Raw genomic sequence first — 16,450 nt, forward strand, 5'->3', positions numbered from 1 at the left:
TTTGGCGGCGATCGGTCCCGCTCAGCGAGCCGGGTCCCCGCGCCACCGAAAACTGTTGACGTACTTGCCCATATCCAGCGCCAGGTCCAGGTTCGCCCCGGACGGAATGCCCGGGCCGAAATCGGGGCCGTAGGCGTGATACGGGCCGGTGGCGACGGCGATGAGCGCCAGATCGTTCTTGACCGCCGCCAGAATGACCACGCGCATCCGCATGTAGTCGCCGGTGGCGTTTTGCGGCCAGCTGTCGAGGACCATCCCGTAGCCGGGGTGATAGCCGACCATGGCATTCGGGATCTCGTAGTCCACGTCGGTATCGGGATACGTCTGGTCGAGCAGGTCCGTGGCGATCTCCTTCGGCGTCCGCCCGGCAGCGGGCTTGCCGATGAGTTGCATCGTGCCGCCGTCACCGGCCAGGAAATCCGCCGTCACACCGTCGTTGGCGGTGGTGATCGAATAGGCCGCGCCGCCGGCGGGATACGCAACCGAGAACGCACCGTCGGGCGCGGTGAAGCGAGGATTCGTCGCCACCGGCTCCGTGGTCGGTGGACTGCCGCAGTCCGGCGGGCACCGGTACCGCGCGGGCGGGGTGCTGGCCATGGCCGACACCCCGACAAGGACGACGGCCACCAACGTGACCCCGGCGCCCCACGCCCCCAACAGCCGCCGATCGTCGGCGCGTTGTACCGGTCGTGACAACGCCCGGATCGCCACCCCACAGTTCGGGCAGAACGCCATATCGGGAACGGTGTGGTCGCACTGTGGACACGGCAACGATCCGTCCGGATCCATGGGGCCGTGGGCTTCGTGGAGCAACGCGAGCTGCAGGCCGATGCGCAAGGCCAGCATCGTCAACGCCATCACGACGAAATGCCCTGCCAGTATCCAGATCTGCGACACCGGCGCGACATCGATGAGGCCGAGCGCCGCATAGCAGGCCGGGATGGATGCGGCCGTCAGTGCCAAGGCTGCGCGCACATGCTTCGGACGCTCAGGCACGTTGCCCGGCGCGGGGGTGAACCACAGGGCGATCCCGACGAGGGCCCCGGCGGCCGCGGCCGTCAGCGGCACCGCCACAGCCTGTATTCCGGCCTGGACCAACAGCCCGCTCAACGGGCGGTCGCGATCTATCATTCCGTCGTCGAACTGCGGAGCTAGTCGGCACAGGGTGGCGACCCCGGTGAAAGCAAGTGCGCCGAGGGCGCCGATCGCCAAGCCGTTCAACGGCTCTCGCGTCCGCGGGCCGAGCAGGCGGATCGCCACCACCGGGACGAGCATCAGCAGCATGGCCACGAGCGGAACACCGAGGCCGTCGCGCAGGATCCGCAACTGTGGGATGTCGGTGCCCATGGGCACGTCGTACTCCCGGGCCACCGCGGTTCCGGTCGTCATTGTCCAGGCGGCGCCCAGCGCGACCCCCAGGGCGGCGGTCAGCAGCAGCGTGAGCCGCGGAACATCGTGAAGGACAACGGATCGGCGCAGATACGCGACGAACAGCAGCGGCACCCCGAACGCGGCGAACGCGTTCATCGCCGCGGGCAGTCGCAGTAGTGCGCAAGCGAGGACCGCGATTACCAGCACACCCAACGCGATCCGGAAGGGTGTGCGCGAATGCCGCGGTAGTTGGGGGAACAGCGAACTGACCACCGAAGGCCGGAACAGGTTTTCGTTCCGGCCGGCGCAATACGCCGCGATCCGCAGCCACCCGAGTCCAGCGCGCGACGGCTGCAGATGTGCACCGCACCGACCGCAGAACGCACCTGCCGGAACACGGGTGCCACAGACCCGGCATTCGACGGTTCCGGTGCTCATGGTGTGAGTGGCCGCGGGGTCAGCGGCCGATTTCCGACGGCGCTACTGCCGGTGGGGGCTTCCGATCCCGTGGCGTCCGGTGGGTGGCGCCGCCGGCTCCACGTGAGTGGGGGTGAAGCTGTTGGCGCCGCCGGGGGAGACCTGCTTCTCTGTGGGTGCGACGGGCATCGACGGCGTGGTCGTGGTTGTCGTCGTGGTCGGGGTGGGACTCGTGGTCTCGGGCGCCTTTTCTCCGGTACCGCAAGCGCTGAGCCCGACGATCCCGATGATCGCGGCGGAGGCCGCGGCGGCAGCGAGGCGACGAGCTGATCGGCGTGACCTCATGGTTAGTCCTAACTGTGCCCCGCGGGCGGTTTGGAAACAGCACCCAATCGGATTGCTGGCAAACTGTAACCCAGTGTGCCCCGGCGCGGACGTCAATTGCGGGTTTTGGCCACCGCAGTATTCGCACCTGCACGAATGCGAGGTCAGCGGCCGGGATCCCCGCGCCAGCGGAAACTGTTGACGTATTTGCCCATGTCCAGGGCCAACTGCAGGTTGGCGCCCGAGGGTTTACTGGCGCCAGAGCCCGGCCCGAATTCCCGGTACGGTCCGACAGCCGATGCGACCAGTGCCAGGTCGTCTTTCACCGCGACCAGAACCAGCAGCCGCATCCGCATGTAGTTACTGCTGGCGCCCTGCGGCCAGCAATCGGCGACCAGGCCGAACCCCGGGTGGTAACCGACCATCGCGTTGGGGATGTCGTAGGCGGTCTTGGTGTCCGGAAACGTCTTCTCGACAAGGGAGTTGGCGATGTTCTCGGCGCTGCGTCCGCCGGCCGGTTCGCTGAACAACTGCAGCATGCCGCCGTCTCCGGCCTGGAATTCCGCGGTGACACCCGTCGGGTTGGTGGTGATCTTGTACGCCGAGGAGGCCACCGGGTACGAGACGGAGAAACTCCCGTCGGGGGCGGTGAACACCGGATTGATCGACACCGCCTGCCCGGTCGGCGGCCGCCCGCAGTCCGGCGGACACATGTAGCGGGCAGGCGGTCTGCTCGTCGTGTGCGACACCCAGGCCAGTACACCGGCCACCAGGGCGATTCCGGTGCCAAGGATGGTCAGCAGTTTCAGGGCCGAGGGCCTGCGGATGGCCCGCGTTCTGCCCGTCGAAATGGGCACCGCATACCCGGGAAAGAACGTGCTCATCCGGCGTCCGGCCCCGACTCACGTACCGGCCGGTGCTCGCGGCGTTCTTCTCTGGACGTGCGTGACGAGGCATGGGTGGCCGCGCCGCAGTGCGGGCAGAACGACATATCGGGCACGACGTGGCCACAGCGCGGGCAGAAGATGGGTTGGTCGGACGCGACCTCGTCCTGCGCTTCGTGCAGCAGCGCCAGATGCAGACCGACGCGCAGCGCCAGCACTGCCGTCAGCGCTACGGCGATGTGCACTCCCAACTGGAACCACTGGGGGATCCGGGCCACGTCGACCAGACCCAGCGCGGTGTAGATGACCAGCACCGCAAACGCGCAGGAATACATCACCAGCCGGACATAGCCGACGTGTTTGCCGGCTTTGGTGGCGGGGCGGGTGAACCACAACGCCGCACCGATCAGACCACCGATGGACGCTGCGGTCAAAGGTACTGCGATACCGCGGATTCCAGCTTCGACCAGCAGCCCGGACAGTGGGCGATTGTGCGCCACCATGCCCGTGGTGAGCTGTGGTGCCAGCCGGGTCAGGGTGGCCGCCGCGGTGAACGCCGTCGCGCCGAGTGCGCCGATCATGAAGCCGTCCAACGATTCCCGGCTCGACGGCCGTGACAGTCGCACCACTACGGCAGGCATCAGCATCAAGATTGCGCCGCCCAGCGGAATCCCCAAGCCGTTGCGAACGATCCGGGATCCGGTCATCCCGGCCCCGAGCGGGACGCCGTAGGACTTGGCCATGATGTGGCCGGTGAGTAGCACCCACCCGACACCCAGCACGATTCCCACGATCATGGTCAATGCCAGATTGGTTCGCCGCAGGTCGCGGAAGGCATCGGACTCATAGAGATAGATCAGGAAAAGCAAGGGAAGGCCGAGGGCCGCCACTGCGATCAGCGCCGCGGGCAGCCGCAGCAGTGCGCAGGCCACGAGTCCGGCCAGAAGGCCCAGCATGGCCACCCGGAACGGGGTTCGCGATTGGTGCGACAGGTGCGGGAACAGCGAGCTGGCGATCGACGGGCGCAGCAGATGCTCGTCGGGTGCGACGCAAGACGCACTGAGGCGCAACCACTCCGGTCCGTCTCCCCGCTCTTTGTCGAGCGGCACCCCACACAGGCCGCAGTACTTGCCGTCGGGCACGTCGACCTTGCAGACACGGCACTCGGTGGTGGGGACGTCGGTGTCGCCAGGCGTGTCGGTCATCGGCGCGCCTTCTGCAGGACGAGAAGATTCTTGGCGAGGTTCTCGACGTCTGGTGTGCCCAGCCCGGTCACCAGGTCGTAGCCCGGCGCGGCGGTGGCCACCGCGTTGCCGCCGAGGGTGACGTCGCGGAAAGCCGGCAGCGGAGCTCCTTTGGCGATGCGGTACAGCAGCGGATTGAGGTCGCCGAGCGCACGGCCACCGTTGGCGATCAGGTACTGATTCATCACCGCGGCCATGGCGGCCCACAGCGGTGCGGACTGTGAGGTGCCCCCGCCGACCAGAACCTGGCCGTTGAGAACGATTTTCACTCCGGTGAACGGGTCTGCGACGGCGGCGATATCCGGGGTCAGCCGCTTCTGGTCGCCACCGGCTTCGGTGCTGCCTGGTGCGGAGAGTCCGTGCTGCCAGTCCGGGCGGTCGAACAGGGATGACACCCCGCCGCCGGTACCCTGCGACAGCGGGACGTCGAACCAGGCCTGTTCGGCCAGCCAGTCGCCGTCGGCGTCAGTGGACAGTGTCGTGCCACCGACATCTGTCATCTCCGGTACCGAGGCGACCGAGTCCAGGCCGATGTCATCCTTACCGGGCGCGGACGACCAGTCTTGTCCGCCTTTGCATTCCAGCCCGGCCAGATCACCGCTGGCGTTGAAGGCCGTGGTGCCGTGGGTGTGTGCGGTGGCAAGTGCCGAGCGGACGGGGGCGAGATCGGCCGCGGTGATCAACTTGTCGCAGCCCCAGCCGATCGAGAAGCTCCACACCGCGCCGGGGAACTGCTGGTCCGCGGACTCCAGCATCTTCCCGATCTTCTCGTAGGCGCCGTCGCCCTGAACGGTCGGCCGGGCATTGATGACGACCTTCTGCGCATCCGGGGCGATGGCATGGGCGACCTGCAGATCCATCGTGGTCTCACCGCGGGGTGCACTCGGCTGCCCACCGACCACCGTGGGAGTGAACCTGGGCAGGTCGAAGGTGGTGGCGAAGGTGTCAAGATCGGTCTGATCGAATCCGTCGAATGCGAAGAACACGATGGTGGTGCCCTTGCCGGTGAACCCCTGTGCGGCCAGGCCGGCGAGGTTGTAGGTGTGGAGCACACCCTTCGGGGTCAGCCCCTGGTCCGGAACATCGGTCGGCAGGTTTCGCAGGTCCGGCAGCGACATCCGGTACGGCGTGTAGCCCAGGATGCGGCCGACCTCGGTGACCTCACCGGACAGCGGCTCGGGGATCGACGGCTGCTGCGGTGAGGCGTAGAACTCCTGACCGCGCCGGCCCCGGTAGTCGTGGATGTCCACTCCGAAAGCGGTGGCCATGTCGGCGGACCGGCCTTCTGCGATCGCCCATGCGTTGCCGGGTGTCCACCGGATCGACAGTGAGCGCTCCTCGGCCCACCGGAACAGCATCGCCGGCCGGTTGGCGTTGAGCAGCGTCATGGTGAGTTGTGCCGAGCCGTCATCGGCGGTACCGAGATCGGTTGAGGCAGAAAGCAGTTGGGCGTACGGGCCATTGATCTCGGTGGGCCCGTACGCCCAATTGCGCGGCGCGGGAGTGGTCCGCAGGTCGGAGACCAGCAGGGCGCTGAACAAGGTCAGCACCAGTAGCGCCCGTCGGGGGGCGATGTTCATCCCGGCCATCGGCGAACGACCGACTTTCTGTGCTCCGCGTCTAGTTGTCGCCGGGGATGGCGGTCGGCGCCGGCGGCGCCTTGACCCCAGGCGTGAACAAGTTTCCGCCGGTGGGGTTGATCGACTTCTCGGTCGGCTCGACCGATGGCGGCGGCGGGGCGGGGGAAGCCGGTGTGGTGGTGGTTGTCGTCGTCGTGGTGGTCGGTGTGGTGGTCTCGGGACCCTTCTTCTCCTCGGTCCCGCACGCCGCGGTGAACGAGATCATCCCGATGACTGCCGCACCGCCCGCGATGACGGTGAGCCGACGAGTCAACTGCCCAGACTTCATGATGGTGTCCTCACTGTCCCCCGTGCTGTTACAAGAATTGCCTTCGGCGAATCGCGGTGGATTCCCACTACCTGCAACGCAAATCGTGGCCCAGTCCCATCCCGAAGCGGGTTCTGGTGGACCGAACTCTAACTGAAGGTCCGGACCGTTGCAGAACCATTCCGACCGGCCCTCTCTTCCGGGGGCGGCGGCCGTCTCCCGCAGCTTGACGCTGTCGGAGGGTGGGTGTTTACTCGAGCCATCGAACATGCATTCGAAAGTGGTGATGTACAGATGATGCGGGAGGTGTTGTTGTGACTGCTGCGACAGAGTCGAATCTACACCTGCTCACCCGCTCCGAACAGGTAGAACACCTCCGGCGCAAGATTGCCTCGGTGTCGGGCAAGGTCGGCCAAGCGCATCGTGGCGCACCCCGGACCGCGACGGCGGTTCCGGCCCGGGAATCTTTGCTGGAGCCGCCCGAGGCGCTGGTTGAGACGTTGCCCGAGGGCCTGCCGACGATGCTGCCACGCGGGTCCGTCGCGGTGGCCGCGGGTGCCCGGTCGCTGTCGCTGGGTTTGGTGGCGGCGGTGACGGCTGCGGGCGGGCATGCGGTGATCATCGGGCAACCCGATGTCGGCCTGCTGGCGGCCGTGGAGATGGGTGCCGACCTGAGCCGGCTCGCGGTGATCCCCGATCCGGGCGCCGACCCGGTCGAGGTGGCTGCGGTGCTGATGGACGGGATGGATCTGGTGGTGCTCGGGTTGGGCGGGCGTTCGGTGCCGCCGAGTCGGGCCCGGGTGATGGTGGCACGGGCCAGGCAGAAGGGCTGCACCCTGCTGGTCACCGACGGGGACTGGCAGGGCGCATCGGCTCGACTGGAGGCCCGGGTGTGCGGTTATGAGGTGGCCGGTGCCGGCCGGGACGTCCCGCTGCCCGGGCGTGGCCGGATCAGCCGGGTCCGGCTGGCCATGCGGGCCCGGGGACGGGGTGCCGGATCGGCTTGTGCGGTAGGCGGATAGCTCGTGCCCGCGGATTCCAGGGTGCTGGCCCTCTGGTGTATGGACTGGCCGGCGGTGGCCGCCGCGGCCGCGGCAGGTCTGACCTCGACGGTGCCGGTCGCGGTCACCCTGGCCAACCGGGTGATCGCCTGCTCGGCGTCGGCGCGTGCGACCGGGGTACGGCGCGGCCTGCGCCGTCGTGAGGCGCAGGCCCGGTCCCCGCAACTACATGTCGTCACAGCCGATCCGGCCAGGGACGCCCGTCATTTCGAGAACGTGACGCTTGCCGTGGACGATCTGGTGCCGCGTGCCGAGGTACTGCGTCCGGGACTGCTGGTGCTCTCGGTGCGGGGCGCGGCACGGTACTTCGGGTCCGAACCGGTTGCGGCCGAACGATTGATCGATGCCGTCGCCGCGGCGGGAGCGGAATGCCAGGTCGGTATCGCCGATCAGCTTTCCACCGCGGTCTTCGCCGCGCGGGCGGGTTGCATCGTCGAACCCGGGGACGACGCGCGGTTCCTGTCCGGGCTGTCGATCCGGCAGTTGGCCACCGAACCGGCCCTGGCCGCTCCCGGCCGCGAGGATCTGGCAGACCTCTTGTGGCGGATGGGCATCCGGACTCTGGGGCAGTTCGCCGAGTTGTCCCGGACCGATGTCGCCTCCCGGTTCGGGGCCGATGCGGTGGCGGCGCACCGGTTCGCCTGTGGAGAACCCGACCGCGGCCCCTCCGGGCGGGATCCGGACACTGAACTCGATGCGGTGATGAACTGTGATCCGCCGATCGAAAGGGTCGATGCCGCAGCCTTCGCGGGACGGTCACTGGCCAGTGATCTGCATCGTCATCTGGAGGCGGCCGGGGTGGGCTGCACCCGGCTGGCCATCCATGCAGTCACCGCCAATGGTGAAGAGCTGGAACGGGTCTGGCGGTGTGCTGAACCGTTGACCGAGGACGCCACCGCCGATCGGGTGCGCTGGCAGCTGGACGGCTGGCTGAACCGCCGCACGTCTGAGCGGCCCACCGCCCCGGTCACGGTGTTGCGCCTGCGCCCGGTGGAGGTGGTGTCGGCGGCGGCGCTGCAATTGCCGCTGTGGGGCGGGATCGGCGAGGAGGACCGGTTGCGGGCGCGGCGTGCGCTGTTGCGGGTTCAGGGACTGCTCGGGCCCGAAGCAGTGCAGGTGCCGGTGCTCAGTGGCGGTCGCGGGCCGGCCGAGCGCATCACCTTCACGCCGTTGGGGGACGAGCCGGTGCCACGAGCCGACCCGCGCCAACCCTGGCCCGGCCAGTTGCCCGAGCCCTCACCGACCGTACTGCTCGATGATCCGGTGGAACTTCTTGACAGCCAAGGAAACCCGGTCCGGGTCACCGGCCGCGGATTGTTCTCGTCCGACCCGGCGCAGCTGGCCGGTGCGGGCCGCCGCGACGGCAGGCTGCGCTGGTGGGCGGGGCCGTGGCCGGTCGACGAGCGGTGGTGGGATCCGGAGAACCGCGGGGCCGGCCGCACTGCGCGGGTCCAGGTGCTGCTGGGCAGTCACGAGAAGGCCGGGGAAGAGGATATGGCTCTGCTGCTGTGCTACCGGCAGCGTCGGTGGTATCTGGAGGGTGCCTATGAATGAGAGCCTTTGACTTGCTTGATATTCGCGGCCGGCGCAGCCGCTAGCCGAGGCTCCTGGCGAAAGCCCCGACCCGGCTGATGAACCGGTCGAAGAACACCGTCGGATCGACCTCGGTACCGATGAGCGCATTGGGCGGGCGGCCCCAGTGTCCGCGCCAGTCCGCCACTGTCATACCGCGGGTCAGGGTGCCGCTCAGCTCGACATCGACCGTGGTTTCGCGGTAGCTCACCAACTCCGGGTCCAACGCGACCGCGGCGGCAAGAGGATCGTGCAGGTGCGCCAGGTACCCGTCGCCCGTGTCGAAGTGGAATTCGAAATAGAACCGCATGGCGTCTTCGAGCACGCGGATCAACGGGTTGTCCGCTGTCGACCGGGTGCCCCGCTCGTCGAGCACGCTCATCGGCGCCGACGGCGCTCGTGACGCGGATGCCAGCCGGTTCAGCAGCGCGGGTGTCATCGCGATGTTCTCGGTGAGGTTGAGGCCCAGCACGATTGGCACATGGGCCGCGTCATCGAGACCCCAGGCGGCGTTCCAGGCGCTGAACACCTCGGCGGCGGATTCGGGGTCCACGCTGATGTTCCACTCCGACACCGGAGTGGTGTTGCCGCGGTAGTCGAACGCCCCGCCCATGATCACCAGCCTGCGCAGCAGCTTGGGCAGCGTGGGCTCGGCGCGCATGGCCAGCGCCAGGTTGGTCAGCGGGCCGGTGGCCAGACCGATCAATTCGCCCGGGTGCGCCCTCGCGGCACGCACCCAGGCCTCAGCTGCGTCGTGGGCGGTGAGCAGCCGGTCGGTATCGGGCAATTGCGCGTAGCCCAGGCCCTGCGGCCCGTGGGTGTCCTCGGCGGTGCGCAGGGGCGCACTCAACGGCTGGTCGGCCCCTTTGGAGACCGGGATCCCGGTCACTCCGCACAGCTCCAGCAGGCCCAGGTTGTTGGCGCAGACCTGTTGGACCCCAATGTTTCCCGCTGTGGAGGCGATGCCGACCAACTCGGCTTCCGGGCTGGCCAGCAGATACGCCAGCGCCATGGCGTCGTCGACACCGGTGTCGACATCGGCGAACACGGGCATCATCGGTTCGCCGCTCTGCAGCGGTGGCGTCACGCCGTCAACGATAAGACCCGGCCGACTACCAGTGCACGCCGGGCACCAGCCGCACCGCCCGCTTGACCGGGCGGGCCACCGACCGCGGGACCCGCAGGGTGCGGGTGTTGCGGACCGGCCGCTTGGGCCGCCGTGGCGCACTCTCCGTGTCCTCGGCGCCGTCCACCCCGCGCGCGGCCGCCGAGTCCGGATAGCCGAGATACAGCTGATGCAGAACGCGGCGAGACAGTTTCGGGGTGAGGTAGTTGCCGAAATCCGCGACGGTACCCAGCGGCGTGTCGATCCGGGCCGGTTTCTCCACCAGGCCGCGTACCACCATGGCCGCGGCATGCTCGGCGGAGATCGGCGGCACCGGGTTGAGCTTGCGCGACGGTGCGATCATCGGCGTCTTCACCAGGGGCATATGGATATTGGTGAAGGTGATGTGGTCCGAGAGGGTTTCGGTGCCGACCACTTCGGAGAAGGCATCGAGCGCGGCCTTGGACGGAAGATAGGCGCTGTACTTCGGGCTGTTGGCCTGCACTCCGGCGCTGGACACGTTGACCACGTGGCCGAACCGGCGCTCGCGCCAGTGCGGCAGCAGCGCCAGCACCATGCGGACCGAGCCGAAGTAGTTGACCGCCATCACCCTTTCGTAGTCGTGCAGCCGGTCCGTCGAGTTCACCACCGACCGGCGGATGGACCGGCCCGCGTTGTTCACCAGGTAGTCGACGTGGCCGAAGCGGCCGAGAATGTCCTTGACGGTGTGCTCGACCGACGCCGAATCGGTGACGTCACAGGTGAACGCGTAGGCCTGCCCGCCGGCCGAACGGATTTCGGCGATGAGATCGTCGAGCGCCTCACCATTGCGGGCCAGGGCGAAGACGCAGGCGCCCCGGTCGGCCACCGCGATGGCCGAGGCCCGGCCGATGCCGCTGGAGGCGCCGGTGATGATGACGTGTTTGCCGACCAGGGGACCGGCCGGGTCGTTGCGCCGTGCCCGGTCGGGATCGAGGTGCTCAGCCCAGTACCGCCACAGTTTTGGTGCGTACGTGCGGAATTCGGGCACCGCGATGCCGGTACCGCGCAGCGCGGCGGTGGCATTGTCGGCGGTGAAGGTCGGCCGCAACTCGACCACGTCGAGTACCTCGCCGGGGATGCCCAGCTGGGTGGCGACGATGTTGCGCACCGCCTTGACCCGCCCTCGTGCCCGCAACACCGGTGCCGCGGTGGCCCGGGGCAGTGAGCCGCGCAGCGGGGGCAGTCCGGCCTCGCCCGCCACCCCGCGGTAGATGTCGCGCAGCCCGATGGTCTTCGGGGCGGTGAGGTGGAACGTCTCACCGTCCTTGTCCTCGGCGTGCATCAAGGCGACCATCGCGTCAGCTACGTAATCCACTGGCACGACGTTGGTCCGGCCCGAGTCGGGCAGCATCATCGGCGTGAACTTAGGAAGTCCAGCCAGCGCGGCCAATATTCCGAAGAAGTAGTACGGGCCGTCGATCTTGTCCATCTCGCCGGTCTGCGAATCGCCGACCACGACGGCCGGGCGGTACACCCGGTAGCGCAGGCCGGGTGTCGAACGCACCAGCAGCTCGGCCTCGAACTTGGTCTGGTGATACGGCGTGGGCAGGTCCTGGGCGACATCGAAATCGTCCTCGGTGAACACGCCCCGATGGTTTCCGGCCACCGCGATCGAGGACACATGGTGCAACGTTGCGTCAAGGCGCCGGGCCAGCTCGATCACCGCGCGGGTGCCGTCGACATTGGCGGCCCGCTGCTCGGATTCACCGACGGTCATGTCGTAGATGGCCGCACAGTGCACCACGTGCGCGACGTCCCCGAGCTCGGCGATATCGGTGTCGGTGAGGCCGAGGTCAGCCGCGGTCAGATCGCCGACCAGCGGTTTCACCCGCTCATCCCAATCTTGGGCCAGCCGCTCGAACCGCGTCAACGACTCACGGCGTACCAGTGCCCACACTTCGGCACCGGTGTCGCGGGACAGAATCCGGGTGATCACCCGGCGGCCGATAAACCCGGTACCGCCGGTAACGACATAACGCATGCGAGCCATCGTGGCCCTAGATCGGGCAAACGTCAACAAGGGCGGTCGACTCAACTATCGTCGGCACGCATGCCCCTCAATCCGGACGCCATTGGCGCGACGACCGATCCGATTACGTTCGACTGGACCGACCGCGACACCTTGCTGTACGCGATCGGCGTCGGCGCGGGAACGGACGACCTCGCATTCACCACCGAGAACAGCCACGAGATCGAACAGCAGGTGCTGCCCACCTATGCGGTGATCGCCTGTTCGGCCTTCCCGGCGGCACTCAAGATCGGCACGTTCAACTTCGGCATGCTGCTGCACGGCTCCCAGGAGATCCGGCTGCACCGGCCGCTGCCCCCGGCCGGAAAGCTGAGCGTCGTCTCCGAGGTCGTCGACATCCAGGACAAGGGTGAGGGCAAGAACGCGGTCGTCATGCTCAAGGGCATCGGCACCGACCCGGCTGACGGCGAGATTGTCGCGGAAACCCTTACCACCGTGGTGATTCGGGGTGAAGGGGGATTCGGCGGACAGCCCGGGCAGCGTCCGCAGGCGCCGCAGATTCCCGACCGGGAGGCCGACGCTCAGGTGGTGTTGCCGACGCGCGAGGACCAGGCGCTGATCTACCGGCTGTCCGGGGACCGCAATCCGCTGCACAGCGATCCGTGGTTCGCGCAGAATCTCGCGGGGTTCCCGAAGCCGATCCTGCACGGGCTGTGCACCTATGGCGTGGCCGGGCGGGCGCTGGTCGCCGCACTCGGTGGCGGTGACGCCACGAAGGTTCACGCGGTGGCGGCGCGGTTCAGCTCGCCGGTGTTCCCGGGGGAGACGCTGACCACGTCGATCTGGCGTACCGAACCGGGACGGGCGGTGTTCCGCACCGAGGCCGCCGGGCCCGACGGTGCCGACGCCAGGGTCGTGCTCGACGACGGCGCCGCCGAGTACTCCGAGTAATCCAGGCGATCCGGCAATTTCGTAGAAGCCCTGCACGTCGCATGGTGGGTTGACAGGATCGACTACGACGTCGCACCGGCGCGGTGCGGGATGGGTGGTGGCAGATGGCGCAGACAAACCTGGTCGTTGGGTATCTCGCCACCCCCGGTGGCGCCGATGCGCTGGCGCTGGCCGTCCGCTTCGCCCGCGCATTGGACGCGCAGGTCAACGTCTGCATGGTGGTCCCGCCCGACACCGCTCCGGCGGGCATCGGTCCCAAGGGCGGCTATGAGGAGGTGGTGGCCGGCCAGGCTCAGGTCTGGTTGGACGAAGCGCTGGCCTCGGTGCCCGACGACGTTGTGGCACACACCCATCTGAGCTTCGACGAGTCGTTCACCGATGGGCTGATCCGCGAGGCGCTGCGCTTGCAGGCGAGCGCCATCGTGGTCGGCGGTTCCGGTGGGGGACTGGTCGGCAGCTACTCGCTGGGGTCGGTGGTCAGCGAGCTGCTGCACTCCTCGCCGGTACCGGTCGCGGTCGCGCCGCGGGGAAGCCGCTTTTCCAGGGTCGAGCGGGTTCACGAGATCACCTGCGCCATCGGTGAGCGTCAGGGTTCGGATCTGTTGCTGGACACGGCGGTACGGGCCAGCCGGGCGGCGGGGGTGCCGCTGCGGCTCGTGTCGCTGGTGGCGCTCGATCCGGCCTTCGGCTCATTGCGGGGTGATGACGACGCGCGGCGCGAGCATGCACTCGCCCATGCCCAGCGGACCCTTGATGCTGCCAAAAATGAACTACCCGCGGATTTTCCGGTCACCTCGACCATCGTGAACGGTCCAACCGTCGAGGCTGCCGTCGAACAGCTGGGCTGGGATGACGGCGACGTCATCATGGTCGGGTCCAGCCGCCTCAGTGCGCCGCGGCGGATCTTCCTCGGTTCCACCGCGGCCAAGATGCTGCGGGTGTTGGACGTGCCGATGGTGGTTGTGCCCAGAGACGAACTGAAAGACGGCGAGGACGGTCATGACTGAGTCCGCATCGGAACACGAGTCCCACCAGAAGCTCGAGGAAGCCGAACACTCCGCGGGGTTGGTGTCCAAGGGGCTGGCCGCGGGCAAGGTCGGCACCTTCTCGGGCGCGATCCTCGGGATCTCTTGTGTGGCGCCCGGTTACACGCTGACCGCCAGCATCGGGTTGATCGTCGCCGCCGTCGGCCTGAAGATGCCGGCGATCTTCATCGCCGGGTTCATCCCGATGTTCCTCACCGCTTACGCCTACCGCGAACTCAACTCGCGTGCACCCGATTGCGGTGCGTCGTTCACATGGTCCACCAAGGCGTTCGGCCCCTACGTCGGGTGGATGTGCGGATGGGGCATGGTGGTCGCGTCCATCATCGTGCTGTCCAATCTCGCCGCGATCGCCGTCGAGTTCTTCTATCTGTTCATCGCCCGGATCACCAATCACGCGTCGATCGCCGAGCTCGCCGACAACAAGCTCATCAACATCGTCACGACGCTGGTGTTCCTGGTCATCGCCACCGCCATCGCCAGTCGCGGCATCACCACCAGTGAACGGGTGCAGTACGTACTGGTCGGTTTCCAGATGGTGGTGCTCGTGGCGTTCGCGGTGATGGCATTCGTCCATGTGGGGCGTGGTGACGCGCCGGCCGGATTGTCTTTCGACCTGGACTGGTTCAACCCGTTCAACGGACTCGCGTTGAGCGCCTTCGTGGTTGGTGTCACGGGATCGATCTTCGCCTTCTGGGGCTGGGACACCTGCCTGACACTGGGCGAGGAATCGAAGGATCCGACGAAGGTCCCGGGCCGGGCCGGGCTGCTGTGCGTGCTGTCCATCCTGGCGACGTATCTGTTGATCGCGGTCGCGGTGATGATGTACGCCGGCGTGGGTGAAACAGATACCGGGCTGGGCAATCCGGACAATGCCGAGAATGTGTTCGCCGCATTGGCGGACCCGGTGCTGGGTACGTGGGCCGGGCCGCTGCTGTTCCTGGCGATCCTGGCCTCATCGGTGGCCAGTCTGCAGACCACATTCCTTCCCGCCGCGCGGGCGATGCTGGCGATGGGTGCCTACAAGGCGTTCCCGGCGCGCTTCGCCGAGGTCAGCCCGCGCTACCTGGTGCCGAGCTTCGCGACCATCACGGCCGGCGTGGTGACCGGCGTGTTCTACACCGTGGTGAGCCTGCTGTCGGAGAGTGCGTTGCTGGATACCATTGCCGCCCTTGGCATCATGATCTGCTGGTACTACGGCATCACGGCGTTCGCGTGTGTCTGGTACTTCCGTCGGGAGCTGTTCACCAGCGCCCACAACATGGTGTTCAAGTTCCTGTTCCCACTGCTCGGCGGGATCGTGCTGGCGGCGGTGTTCGTGATCTCGATCGGCGAGAGCATGAATCCCGAGAACGCCAGCGGTGCGGCGATCGGCGGTATCGGTCTGGTGTTCTTCATCGGCTTCGGCGTGCTGATCCTCGGTGCCGTGCTGATGTTCGTCTGGCGGTCGGTCAATCCGGCGTTCTTCCAGGGCGCGACACTGCGGTACGACACACCGTCGCTCGTGGAGTAGGCCCGTCCTCAAACCATCCCGAAATCAACGCCATGGTCGTCGGCGCAAAGGGATCACGACCACAGCGTTGATTTCGAGGTCAGGCTCGGCTAGCCGGCAGCGTTGCCAATACCGGAATTGCCCTTGTTGTGCGCGATCTCGAGCGGATCCAGCAGATCCCACACCGTGGCGACGGCGGTGTCCTTGAGTTCGGCACCCGGGCCTTCCATATTGATCAAGTCGGCAACGATGTCGTAGCCGTAGTACACCGCCGAACCCGGCGGAGTGGTCTTGATCAACTCCATGATGATGGTCTGCCGGGCGTCCCGCGCAGCGTCATCGTCACCCAGCGCCGGGGCAAGGCTGGGCAGGATCTTCGCGATCGGGATCACGGCGTTGACCCACGGGACGATCTGGCTGCCCCGGTAGATCTGCTCAGTGGCTTCCCGGACAAAGGGATCGAGTTGGTCGGGTGACGCTTCCATCAGCGCGTTCCGCAGATCCATGATCGCGTCGGGGATATCCGTCGGCTCCGGATCATCGGCCCGGAACGGGTTCGGGTTCCACGCCGGGTCCTCCGCGGTAACGGCCTGAGTCTGCACCGCGCCGACCTTCGGGGCGGCCACGGTCTTGGTCTCCGGCTGCGCGACCGACTCGGGGTCAGGCTTGGGCGCTGCGGACTGCTTGGGATTGAACAGATCCTTGAGCTTGGCGACCTGGCCGGCCTCGAATGCCTCGGCACTGGGCTTCGGCTTGGGCTTGGCCGAAACCGGTTTGGCAGTCCTGGCGGCCTGAACGGTCTTGGTGACGTGTGCCGCCGCTTTCTCGATCTTGTCGGCCTGCTTGTCGATGCCGTCCTTGACACTGTCCTTGACCTTGGACTGGGGCTTGGCCCGCTTGGGCCCGGCATTGACGTGCTGCGATGTGCTGCTGTCCGATTTCTTGGGCGCACCGTCAGCCGAATCGGCATGGGCAGTGCCCTGGCCGGCCACGGCGAGGGCCGCCCCGACTCCCGCCGCTACCGCGACACCACCGACATAGCCGATGTATTTCGTTGACGCCATCGCCGTCCTTTCACAGCCGATCCC

General features: G+C 67.5%; 14 protein-coding genes. 5 read left to right on the plus strand and 9 right to left on the minus strand.

Translation table 11 applies throughout. The features are described from left to right. Positions 1-21 precede the first annotated feature (21 nt). From H977_RS0106405 to H977_RS0106425, 6 genes are all read right to left on the minus strand, one after another. Positions 22-1,809 (minus strand): zinc ribbon domain-containing protein, encoded by a 1,788-nt coding sequence (locus tag H977_RS0106405; protein ID WP_029107073.1) that lies wholly within the window; start codon positions 1,807-1,809, stop codon positions 22-24. Between the two features lie 42 nt (positions 1,810-1,851). Then, positions 1,852-2,133, minus strand: a complete 282-nt coding sequence (locus H977_RS34735) for a hypothetical protein (protein WP_081681636.1) — start codon at positions 2,131-2,133, stop codon at positions 1,852-1,854. A gap of 143 nt (positions 2,134-2,276) precedes the next feature. Beyond that, the gene (locus H977_RS0106410) at positions 2,277-2,996 is read right to left on the minus strand and encodes a hypothetical protein (protein ID WP_029107074.1); all 720 of its coding nucleotides are present in this window, start codon (positions 2,994-2,996) and stop codon (positions 2,277-2,279) included. After that, entirely contained in the window at positions 2,993-4,201 is a 1,209-nt protein-coding gene (locus tag H977_RS0106415; protein ID WP_029107075.1) for a zinc ribbon domain-containing protein, read from the minus strand. The genes H977_RS0106410 and H977_RS0106415 overlap by 4 nt, the downstream gene beginning before the upstream one ends. Next, complete coding sequence (locus H977_RS0106420; protein WP_029107076.1) at positions 4,198-5,820, minus strand: S53 family peptidase; 1,623 nt, start codon at positions 5,818-5,820, stop codon at positions 4,198-4,200. Before H977_RS0106420 ends, H977_RS0106415 begins: the two co-directional genes overlap by 4 nt. Positions 5,821-5,860: 40 nt before the next feature. Continuing rightward, positions 5,861-6,148, minus strand: coding sequence for a hypothetical protein (locus H977_RS0106425; protein ID WP_029107077.1), 288 nt, complete (start codon positions 6,146-6,148; stop codon positions 5,861-5,863). Between the two features lie 293 nt (positions 6,149-6,441). Here H977_RS0106425 and imuA' point away from each other — a divergent pair, with 293 nt between their 5' ends. Together imuA' and H977_RS0106435 are read left to right on the plus strand one after the other, a co-directional pair. Continuing rightward, positions 6,442-7,149, plus strand: a complete 708-nt coding sequence (gene imuA' / locus H977_RS0106430; RefSeq protein ID WP_029107078.1) for a DnaE2-dependent mutagenesis accessory factor ImuA' — start codon at positions 6,442-6,444, stop codon at positions 7,147-7,149. 3 nt (positions 7,150-7,152) lie between these two features. Continuing rightward, positions 7,153-8,742, plus strand: coding sequence for a DNA polymerase Y family protein (locus H977_RS0106435; RefSeq protein ID WP_155946540.1), 1,590 nt, complete (start codon positions 7,153-7,155; stop codon positions 8,740-8,742). A gap of 40 nt (positions 8,743-8,782) precedes the next feature. On the opposite strand, the gene H977_RS0106440 is transcribed toward H977_RS0106435, so the two are convergent. Continuing rightward, positions 8,783-9,814: a nucleoside hydrolase gene (locus tag H977_RS0106440; protein ID WP_029107080.1), complete on the minus strand. Its 1,032-nt coding sequence runs from the start codon at positions 9,812-9,814 to the stop codon at positions 8,783-8,785. Positions 9,815-9,872: 58 nt separating this feature from the next. Then, a complete protein-coding gene (locus H977_RS0106445; protein WP_029107081.1) occupies positions 9,873-11,888 on the minus strand; it encodes an SDR family oxidoreductase in 2,016 nt (671 codons plus the stop codon). 69 nt (positions 11,889-11,957) lie between these two features. Between H977_RS0106445 and H977_RS0106450 the strand changes: the two genes are divergently transcribed. The 3 genes from H977_RS0106450 (at position 11,958) to H977_RS0106460 (ending at position 15,383) form a co-directional block, all read left to right on the plus strand. After that, a complete protein-coding gene (locus H977_RS0106450) occupies positions 11,958-12,827 on the plus strand; it encodes a MaoC family dehydratase (RefSeq protein ID WP_029107082.1) in 870 nt (289 codons plus the stop codon). 104 nt (positions 12,828-12,931) lie between these two features. Beyond that, the gene (locus tag H977_RS0106455) at positions 12,932-13,834 is read left to right on the plus strand and encodes a universal stress protein (protein WP_029107083.1); all 903 of its coding nucleotides are present in this window, start codon (positions 12,932-12,934) and stop codon (positions 13,832-13,834) included. Further along, complete coding sequence (locus tag H977_RS0106460) at positions 13,827-15,383, plus strand: APC family permease (protein WP_029107084.1); 1,557 nt, start codon at positions 13,827-13,829, stop codon at positions 15,381-15,383. Before H977_RS0106455 ends, H977_RS0106460 begins: the two co-directional genes overlap by 8 nt. Positions 15,384-15,472: 89 nt before the next feature. On the opposite strand, the gene H977_RS0106465 is transcribed toward H977_RS0106460, so the two are convergent. After that, a complete protein-coding gene (locus H977_RS0106465) occupies positions 15,473-16,426 on the minus strand; it encodes a hypothetical protein (RefSeq protein WP_029107085.1) in 954 nt (317 codons plus the stop codon). Positions 16,427-16,450 lie beyond the last annotated feature (24 nt).

It is taken from the genome of Mycobacterium sp. URHD0025 (assembly GCF_000426065.1).
GTDB lineage: Bacteria > Actinomycetota > Actinomycetes > Mycobacteriales > Mycobacteriaceae > Mycobacterium.